Consider the following 9,355-nt stretch of genomic DNA (forward strand, 5'->3'; position numbering starts at 1 on the left):
TGGCGCCCGGCCGCACCGGGCTCGGCTGCGCCGGTCCCGGTTGCCGCAGCCGGTTCTGCGGCGGTCTCGGAGCCGTCTCTCGCCGGCCTCAGCGGCGCAGGATCCCCATCGCGTCGTACACGCGGGCCAGCGTCGTCGAGGCGACCTCGTTCGCGCGGTCGGCCGCCTTCGCGAGCAGCCGGTCGAGTTCGGCGGGGTCGCTCAGCAGTTCGTTCGTGCGATCCCGCACCGGCGTGAACGTCTCCTCGACCACCTCGGCGAGGCTCTTCTTGAGGTCGCCGTAGCCGCGGCCCGCGAACTCGCGCTCGATCGACTCGACCATGCGGCCGGTCAGCACCGAGTAGATGGTGAGCAGGTTCGAGACGCCGGGCTTCAGCTCGCGGTCGTAGCGGATCTCGCCGTCGGCGTCCGTCACGGCGCGCATGATCTTCTTGCGCGTCACCGCCGGGTCGTCGAGCACCTTAATGAGACCCGCCTCCGATTCCGCCGACTTCGACATCTTCGAGCTCGGATCCTGCAGGTCGTAGATCTTCGCCGTGCCCTTCTGGATCTGCGCCTCGGGAACGGTGAAGGTCTCGCCGAAGCGGCCGTTGAAGCGCATCGCCAGGTCGCGGGTCAGCTCGACGTGCTGGCGCTGATCCTCGCCCACCGGCACCGTGTCGGCCTGGTAGAGGAGGATGTCGGAGGCCATCAGCATCGGGTAGGTGAAGAGCCCCACCGAGGCAGCGTCGGCGCCCTGCCGCTGCGACTTGTCCTTGAACTGCGTCATGCGGCTGGCCTCGCCGAAGCCGGTGAGCGTGTTCAGCACCCAGGCGAGCTCGGCGTGCGCGGGCACGTGCGACTGCACGAACAGGGTCGACTTCTCGGGGTCGATGCCGGCCGCGATGTACTGGGCGGCGGTGGCGCGGGTGCGCTCGGCGAGATCCTTCGGGTCCTGCGGCACCGTGATGGCGTGCAGGTTCACGACGCAGAAGAAGGCGTCGAAGCTGTCCTGCATCTGCGTCCACTGACTGAGGGCGCCGATGTAGTTGCCGAGGTGCAGCGAGTCGCTCGAGGGCTGCATGCCGCTGAAGATGACTGGTTTGGTGTGGGGGCTCATGGGTGTCTCCTGCGGCCGTGCATCGGCCGCTGCTTCAATCGTCATTCTGCGGCCGCGGAGCGGATCGCAGAATCTAGCTCTGGTTCGGGGGAGATCCTGCGACTCGCGCGCAGGATGACAGGTGGGGTGGTGCCGCGCGGTGCGACGGGGTCAGGACCAGGCGCCGAGGCGGTAGTCGACCACGACGGGAGCGTGGTCCGACCATCGCTCGTCGTAGGCGGCGGCCCGGTCGATCGCATAGTTCTCGACGCGCTCGGCGAGCGCCGGCGTGACGACGTGGTAGTCGATCCGCCAGCCCGTGTCGTTGTCGAACGCCTGGCCGCGGTTCGACCACCAGGTGTAGGGGCCGTCGACCTCGCCGGCCCAGCGCCGGCCCACATCGATCCAGCCGAAGCCGGGGCCCTCGGTGCCGTCGACGCCGGCGACGACCTCGCCGCGGGGGCCGAAGAAGCGGTCGAAGTAGGCGCGTTCGCGGGGCAGGAAGCCGCTGCGCTTCACGTTGCCGCGCCAGTTCTTGATGTCGAACTCGCGGTGGCCGACGTTGAAGTCGCCGACGATCGCCACGAGGTCGCGCGCGTCGGCCAGCTCGTTCATGCGCGGGCCCATCGCGTCGAGGAACGCCCACTTGGCCTCTTGGCGCGGGGTGTCGACCTCGCCGGAGTGCGTGTAGTTGCTCACGACGGTGAAGGGGGTGCCGCCGAAGTCGAAGTCGGCCTCGAGCCAACGGCCCGACGACTGGATCGACTCCTGCAGGTCGAGCCCGCCGAGCCCGATCCGGTGCTCGACCGCGGGGACGCGGCTCGCGATGGCGACGCCCGCGCGGCCCTTGATCGCGCAGGGGTCGTGCAGGATGTGCCAGCCGCGGTCCTCGACCCGCCCGAACAGCTCCTCGAGGTGCGAGTCGTCGGCGCGCACCTCCTGCATCGCGAGCACGTCGACGCCGCGCTGATCGAGCCAGTCGCCCATGCCCTTGCGGAAGGCGGCGCGCACGCCGTTCACATTCACGGACGCGAGGCGCAGTGTTTCTGGCATGTGCTCCATCCTACTTCGCACCCCCGACGCCGCACCCTCTCGGCTCTTCCTGTGCCGCAAGTGCTCAGTAGTGCGGGGTGAGGCCGGCCCGCGCCCGTGATTACTGAGCACTTGCGGGTCGGCGTCGTGGGCGGGGCCGCGGCGCGGGGCCGGGGTAGGCTCGGGACATGGCAGCGCAGCATCTCGCGGACCCCGCACCGACCGGCGGCGCGGCCGGCCGGGCAGACCACGTCATCGCGATCGACCAGGGGACGACGAGCACCCGGGTGATCGTGTTCGACCGCCGAGCCAAAGCCGTCGCGAGCGCGCAGCGCGAGCACCGGCAGATCTTCGAACGGCCCGGCTGGGTGGGGCACGACGCGATCGAGATCTGGCGCACGACCGAGGCGCTCCTGCGGGAGGCGCTGGGCAAGGCGCGCATCGCGAAGGATCGCATCGCCGGCATCGGCATCACCAATCAGCGCGAGACGACCGTCGTCTGGGACGCCGCCACCGGCGAGCCGATCGGCGACGCGATCGTCTGGCAGGACACGAGAACGCAGGGCATAGTCGACGCGCTCGCCGCCGAGGTCGACCCTGCGACCGGGCAGCCGTACGGCACCGAGCGGCTGCGCGCCATCACCGGCCTGCCGCTCGCCAGCTACTTCTCGGCCGGCAAGGTGCGCTGGATGCTCGACGAGATCCCCGGCGCCCGCGAGCGCGCCGAGCGCGGCGAGCTGCGCTTCGGCACGATCGACTCCTGGCTCGTCTACAACCTGACCGGCGGTGCCGAGCACGGCCTCCACGTCACCGACGTCACCAACGCGAGTCGTACCCAGCTCTGCGACCTCCGCACCCTCGACTGGAGCGAAGAAGCACTCGACGTCTTCGGGATCCCGCGCTCGATGCTGCCCGGGATCGTGTCGAGCTCCGAGCAGATCGGCGAGGTGCGCGGCATCGCCGGCCTCGACGGTGTGCCCATCGCGGGCATCCTCGGCGATCAGCAGGCCGCGACGTTCGGGCAGGCCGCGTTCGCGCCCGGCAGCGCGAAGCAGACCTTCGGCACCGGTGGATTCCTCATCGTGAATACGGGGGAGCGCCCGGTCTTCTCGCAGAACGGGCTGCTCACGACCGTCGCATACCGCATCGGGAATGCGTCGCCTGTCTATGCGCTCGAGGGCTCGGTCGCGGTCGCCGGATCGCTGCACCACTGGCTGCGAGACAACCTGGGCCTGATCCGCGACTCCACCGAGATCGAGGGCCTCGCCTCGAGCGTGCCGGATACCGGCGGCGCGTACATCGTGCCCGCCTTCTCGGGGCTCTTCGCTCCGCGCTGGCAACCCGACGCGCGCGGCGTGATCGTCGGTCTCACCCGCTTCGTCACGAAGGCGCACCTCGTACGGGCCGCCAGCGAGGCGTGCGCGTTCCAGACCGTCGAGGTGATCGACGCGGCCGCGGCGGACACGGGCGAGGCGCTCGACGAGCTGCGCGTCGACGGCGGCGGATCCGCCAGCGACATGATGATGCAGTTCCAGGCCGATCTGCTCGGCATCGACGTGGTGCGGCCCGAGAACCTCGAGACCACGGCGCTGGGCGCGGCCTTCGCCGCAGGCCTCGCGACCGGGGTGTGGTCGGGCACCGCCGAGCTGCAGGGGCTGGTCCGCGAGGGGCGGCGATGGACGCCGCGGATGGCTGCGGCGGATCGGGCGCGTAGCCTGCGCCTCTGGGGTCGTGCCGTCGAGCGCTCGCTCGGTTGGGTGGACGACGACGTTCGGGCCGCTGGCGGCGCCGGTTCCTGAAGAATCTCACAGGAAGCTACCCCTCTGCCGCCACTTCTGACACCATTGCGCCCATGGGGTTCTTGAATTATGCGGGAGTCCAGGAGTACGAGTTCGAGGACCGGACGCTCGCCCACCTGAAGGCCGCCATCACGATGAAGCTCCGCCGCCAGGAGAGTTTCCTCATGAGTTGGACCAATCCGCCGGAGAAGGGGAGCGGGCGGGCGTCGATCTGGCTGTCGCCGAGCATCCCGATCGTGTTCCGCTTCTCCGGGAGCCGGTCGCCGCAACTGAACGAGACCTGGCTGACCGCGCTGAACGAGCTCTCCAACTCGCAGCGGGGTCTCATCGTGCTGTCGGAGCAGGAGGCGGAGCACTACCTCGCGAATCGCTGATCCTACGCGGCGCTGAACGTGTTGTCGACCCTCTCCACCGGCGGACGGGACCCGCCTACCGTGGGAGCTGCGAAGAGGCGCGCGTCGCCGATCGGGACGCCGCACCGAGCAGGGAGGCAGTCATGAACGACGGGAAGCACCGGAATATCGAGCCGGCGATGGATCCGGACAGCGCGGAGCGCCTCGACGAGGAGCGGCCCGACGCACCGCACGGGCCCTCCCGATTCGATGCCGGGACCGGCAGGGGCACGGTACTCGGGCCGCCGGCGGGCGAGTTCCAGGAGCGGCCCATCCTCGACGGGTCGACCATGAGCGCCGACGCGGAGGCCTCGGTACCGAACCCCAATCGCGGTCAGGCCGACCCGGCTCTCGTGCACAACCAGCCGGCATTGACGAGTGCGAGTACGAATCGCTGGATGTTCTCGGCGGTCGCGGCATTCGTCGTCGTGGGCGCCGTCCTCCTGCTCCTGGCGAGGTGGGATCCGCTGTGGTGCAGCATCGGTCTCGCGGTCGGGCTCATCGGCCTCCTCGGGATGCTCGTGGTGCGTGCCACTGGTCTGCGGCGACCCGCGCGGCTCTGGGTGGATGCGGGCCTGCTCGCGATGATCTGGCTCGTGCCTCTCGCGATCATCGTCTCGGTGGTGGTCGGTCACCGCGATCGGATCTGGTAGACGGTATCGGACGGCTGGAGCGAGGGGCCTCCCGGAGGGGAGGAGGGGAACCGGGCGCTCCGACCGGGTGCTCCGGCTCCGGGCTCCGGCGGCCGCCAGAGTCGCTATTGCGGCATGCTCAGTGATCCTGCAGGCGGCGGATCAGCTCGGCCTTCCGAAGCCGGGAGTAACCGGTCAGGCCGAGCTCCTTCGCTCGCCGCCTCAGCTCGGGCAGGGTGCGATCCTCGTAATTCTCCGCGAGACCGCCGCGACGGCCGATGGCAGATCGGCCCTCCTTCGCCGCAGCGTTCGAGATCCGGGCGGCCTTCTCCTCGCTGGCGCCTTCCTCGCGCAAACGCTCGTAGAGCTCAGGATCCTTCAGCTGGGGGCGGTCCTTTCTCGGCATGATGTCGTGCTCCTCTCCGATACGACGGCCAGGGACCCGTGCGGTGCCTCCCGGTGCCCTGGGTGCCGCCTGCCCCTGACGGTAGACCGTTGACCTGAGCGGGGGCAGCCCCTCGACAGCCCGGCGCGGGAAGGGTACTCTGACCGATCCGCACGGCGCCGCGCGCCGGCCTCACGCGCACGATTGCGCCGGCAGCGGACGATCTGCGCCTCCGGCCCTCCACGGTCTACGCTTTCGAGGTATGAGCATGGGCGGTCCGGTGGGCAGAAGCCGCGTCTCCGGCGGCGACGCCAGGGCGCAGCGCGAGGCGAACAGGCAGGCGCCGAAGGTCGCCGACCTCGGCCGCCGCATCGCCGAGCTCTTCCGCCCGTACCGCCTGCAGCTCTCGGTCATCATCGTGCTCGTGCTGGTCTCGGCCGGCCTCGGCATCCTGCCTCCGCTCATCACGCAGCGCGTCTTCGACGACGGGCTCTTCCCGGTGGGCGCCGAAGACGCCGCGACCGGCCCGAACCTCACCGTGCTCGCCTGGCTGGTCGGCGCCATGATCCTCGTCTTCGTCGTCTCGGCGGGCCTCGGCATCGTGCAGACCTACTTCACCGCCCGCGTCGGCAACCGGGTGATGGGCGATCTGCGCGTGAAGCTCTTCGCCCATCTGCAGTCGATGGAACTCGGGTTCTTCACCCGCACGAAGACGGGTGTGATCCAGTCGCGTCTGCAGAACGACGTCGGCGGCGTGGCGAACGTGCTCACGAACACGGTCTCGAACGTGATCGGCAACACGGTCACCGTGATCGCGGCGGCCGTCGCGATGGTGCTGCTCAGCTGGCAGCTGACGCTCATCGCGGTCGTGCTGATGCCCGTGCTCGTGTTCGCGCAGCGCCGCGTCGGGCAGGTGCGGGCGCGGATCGCGGGCAAGACCCAGGAGTCGCTCTCGGAGATGAGCGCGATCACGCAGGAGGCGCTCTCGGTCTCGGGCGTGCTGCTCGCGAAGACGTACTCGCGACAGCAGGCCGAGACGGAGCGCTATGCGGGCGAGAACCGCAACCAGATCGCGCTGCAGGTGCGGCAGACCATGAGCGGGCAGGTGTTCTTCGCGCTCGTGCAGGTGTTCCTCTCGGCGGTGCCGGCGATCGTCTACCTCGTCTCGGGCTGGCTGCTGGCGCAGGCGACCGGGCAGGGGTACGACGCCGGTATCACCGCCGGCACGATCGTCGCCTTCACGACCGTGCAGTCGCGGCTGCTCTTCCCCCTCATGGCGCTCATGCGCGTCGCGCTCGACCTGCAGACCTCCTCGGCGCTCTTCGCGCGCATCTTCGAGTACCTCGACCTGGAGCCGGCGATCGTCGACGAGCCCGGGGCAGCCGAGCCGAGCGACGAGCCCGGGCGAGCGGGCGCGGTGTCGTTCGAAGACGTGACGTTTCGGTACCCGGACGCCTCGGCCGACGACAGTCCCACCCTCGACGCGGTGTCGTTCGCGGTGGCGCCCGGCGAGTTCGTGGCCTTCGTCGGCGCCTCGGGATCGGGCAAGACCACGATCGGCTCGCTGATCCCGCGCCTCTACGACGCCTCGTCGGGCACCGTGCGCTACGGGGGCGACGACGTGCGCACGCTGCAGCAGCAGTCGCTGATGGACCGGATCGGCGTCGTCACCCAGGAGCCCTACCTCTTCCATGCGACGATCGCCGAGAACCTCCGCTACGCGAAGCCCGACGCGACCCAGGAGGAGATCGAGGCGGCGGCCGGGCTCGCGAACATCCACGACACGATCGTCTCGTTCGCCGACGGCTACGAGACGATCGTGGGCGAGCGCGGCTACCGTCTCTCGGGCGGCGAGAAGCAGCGCGTCGCGATCGCGCGCGTGCTGCTGAAGAACCCCCGCGTGCTCGTGCTCGACGAGGCGACGAGCGCGCTCGACACGGTGAACGAGCGGATCGTGCAGCGCGCCCTCGACGGCGCCCGCGAGGGGCGCACGACGATCGCGATCGCGCACCGCCTCTCGACGATCGAGGGGGCGGATCGCATCTACGTGGTGAGCGCCGGGCGTATCGTGGAACAGGGATCGCACGCCGAGCTGCTGGAGCTCGGCGGATCCTACGCGGAACTCTACGCGCAGCAGGCGTGATCCCGCGCCGTTCCGCTCGCTCGTAGGTGCGTCAGGGTGCGGCTCCGGAGTGGAATAATGAGCGGGTGCGCCTCATCACCCAGTCGAGCAAACTGGCCGGCGTCCGCTACGACGTCCGCGGCCCGATCCTGCAGGAGGCCGAGCGACTGGAGCGCGCGGGCGAAACGATCCTCAAGCTGAACATCGGCAACCCGGCGCCGTTCGGCTTCGACGCTCCGCCCGAGATCGTCGAAGAGCTGCGCAGGATCCTGCCGGCCGCCCAGGGATACAGCGACTCGCGCGGTGTGCTGCCCGCACGCGAGGCGGTCGCCCGGCATTACACGGAGCTCGGTGTGCCCGGCCTCGGGCCCGACGATGTCACCATCGGCAACGGCGTCAGCGAACTGATCTCGCTCGTACTGCAGGCGCTCATCAGCCCGGGTGACGAGATCCTCGTCCCTGCGCCCGACTACCCGCTCTGGACCGCGCAGGTGACGCTCTCGGGGGGCCGCGCCGTGCACTACCCGTGCGACGAGGCGAACGGCTGGATGCCCGACCTCGCCGCCATCGAGTCGCTCGTGACGCCGCGCACCACGGGCATCGTACTCATCAACCCGAACAACCCGACCGGCGCCGTCTACTCGCCCGAGCTGGTGCGCGGTTTCGCCGCTCTCGCCGAGCGGCACGGGCTCGTGCTCCTGGCCGACGAGATCTACGACCGGATCCTCTACGACGGCGCCGCGCACGAGCATGCCGCGCTGCATTCGGCGGAGACCCTCTGCCTCACCTTCGGCGGGCTCTCGAAGACGCAGCGGGTGGCCGGCTACCGCTCGGGGTGGCTGGTGGCGTCCGGCGACCGCGAGCGTGCGCGCGACTTCCTCGAGGGGTTGACGCTGCTCGCCAACATGCGCATGTGCGCCAACGTTCCGGCGCAGTACGCGATCCCGGTGGCGCTCTCGACGGGGCCCGGCGTAGGAGAGAGCTCGATCGAAGCCCTCTGCGCGCCCGGCGGGAGACTGCGGGAGCAGCGCGATGCGGCGCACCGGCTGTTGACGGCGATCCCCGGGGTCTCGTGCGCGCTGCCGGGCGGTGCGATGTACCTCTTCCCGCGGCTCGACCCGGCCGTGTACCCGATCGCGGACGACCAGCACTTCGTCATCGAGCTGCTGCGGGCGACGCGCGTGCTCGTGACGAACGGACGCGGCTTCAACCTGCCGACGCCCGATCACCTGCGCTTCGTCACGCTGCCCGAGGTCCCGGTTCTGACGGAGGCGATCGGGCGGATCGCCGAGTACCTCGAGACGATTCGAGTGCCGTGAGTATCCGAATCCTCGCCGTGGGGCGGAAGCATGAGAACTGGGTCTCCGACGGCATCGCGCGGTACGAGCAGCGGCTGCGCAAGCCGTTCGACGCCTCATGGCAACTTCTGCCGCACTCCGCGCGCGAGGGCGAGGCGGCGCGGTCGGAGGAGTCGGATCGGATCCTGGCGAAGCTCGGCGACGACTTCGTGGTGCTGCTCGACGAGCGCGGGAGGAACGTCGACTCTCCCGAGCTGGCGCGCGTGCTGCAGGGCGGCTTCGCCCGTGCTCGCACGGCCACGTTGGTGATCGGCGGTGCCTACGGCGTCGACGACCGGGTCCGCCGGCGGGCGGACTTCGTGTGGAGCCTGTCGAAGCTGGTGTTCCCGCACCAGTTGGTGCGCCTGATCGTGACGGAGCAGCTCTACCGGGCTCAGGAGATCGCGGGGGGCCGCCCCTACCATCACGTGTAGTCGCCCGGCAACGTCGGAGGTCCGTTCTACCCTGACGGCATGAATCCTTTTCGCCTCGCCAGCAGGGTGATCGCCGGCCCGCGGCTCGCCCCGGTGGCAGAGCCGCGGGCGGCGCACGCGGTGCCGTGGCGGATCACGGCGCGC

9 protein-coding genes are annotated in these 9,355 nt (G+C 70.2%); 6 read left to right on the forward strand and 3 right to left on the reverse strand.

Annotated features, from left to right (window positions below; translation table 11 throughout):
* Positions 1–88: 88 nt before the first annotated feature.
* On the reverse strand, positions 89–1,099 hold the full coding sequence (gene trpS / locus ACFPZL_RS07235) for a tryptophan--tRNA ligase (protein WP_218115138.1): 1,011 nt from the start codon (positions 1,097–1,099) through the stop codon (positions 89–91).
* Positions 1,100–1,249: 150 nt separating this feature from the next.
* Positions 1,250–2,131, reverse strand: coding sequence for an exodeoxyribonuclease III (locus ACFPZL_RS07240; RefSeq protein WP_218115137.1), 882 nt, complete (start codon positions 2,129–2,131; stop codon positions 1,250–1,252).
* A gap of 167 nt (positions 2,132–2,298) precedes the next feature.
* On the opposite strand from ACFPZL_RS07240, the gene glpK reads away from it, so the two are divergent.
* The 3 genes from glpK (at position 2,299) to ACFPZL_RS07255 (ending at position 4,954) form a co-directional block, all read left to right on the forward strand.
* Positions 2,299–3,909: a glycerol kinase GlpK gene (gene glpK, locus ACFPZL_RS07245; RefSeq protein ID WP_218115136.1), complete on the forward strand. Its 1,611-nt coding sequence runs from the start codon at positions 2,299–2,301 to the stop codon at positions 3,907–3,909.
* Between the two features lie 53 nt (positions 3,910–3,962).
* On the forward strand, positions 3,963–4,283 hold the full coding sequence (locus ACFPZL_RS07250; protein ID WP_218115135.1) for a DUF7882 family protein: 321 nt from the start codon (positions 3,963–3,965) through the stop codon (positions 4,281–4,283).
* 122 nt (positions 4,284–4,405) lie between these two features.
* A complete protein-coding gene (locus tag ACFPZL_RS07255; RefSeq protein WP_218115134.1) occupies positions 4,406–4,954 on the forward strand; it encodes a hypothetical protein in 549 nt (182 codons plus the stop codon).
* A gap of 118 nt (positions 4,955–5,072) precedes the next feature.
* Here ACFPZL_RS07255 and ACFPZL_RS07260 read toward each other — a convergent pair whose 3' ends face one another.
* On the reverse strand, positions 5,073–5,339 hold the full coding sequence (locus ACFPZL_RS07260) for a DUF7218 family protein (protein ID WP_218115133.1): 267 nt from the start codon (positions 5,337–5,339) through the stop codon (positions 5,073–5,075).
* Positions 5,340–5,586: 247 nt separating this feature from the next.
* Between ACFPZL_RS07260 and ACFPZL_RS07265 the strand changes: the two genes are divergently transcribed.
* The 3 genes from ACFPZL_RS07265 (at position 5,587) to ACFPZL_RS07275 (ending at position 9,211) form a co-directional block, all read left to right on the forward strand.
* The gene (locus ACFPZL_RS07265; RefSeq protein WP_236022038.1) at positions 5,587–7,461 is read left to right on the forward strand and encodes an ABC transporter ATP-binding protein; all 1,875 of its coding nucleotides are present in this window, start codon (positions 5,587–5,589) and stop codon (positions 7,459–7,461) included.
* Between the two features lie 65 nt (positions 7,462–7,526).
* Positions 7,527–8,759, forward strand: coding sequence for a pyridoxal phosphate-dependent aminotransferase (locus ACFPZL_RS07270; protein ID WP_218115131.1), 1,233 nt, complete (start codon positions 7,527–7,529; stop codon positions 8,757–8,759).
* Complete coding sequence (locus tag ACFPZL_RS07275; protein ID WP_218115130.1) at positions 8,756–9,211, forward strand: 23S rRNA (pseudouridine(1915)-N(3))-methyltransferase RlmH; 456 nt, start codon at positions 8,756–8,758, stop codon at positions 9,209–9,211. The genes ACFPZL_RS07270 and ACFPZL_RS07275 overlap by 4 nt, the downstream gene beginning before the upstream one ends.
* Positions 9,212–9,355 lie beyond the last annotated feature (144 nt).

The organism is Leucobacter soli (assembly GCF_042659205.1).
Lineage (GTDB): Bacteria > Actinomycetota > Actinomycetes > Actinomycetales > Microbacteriaceae > Leucobacter > Leucobacter soli.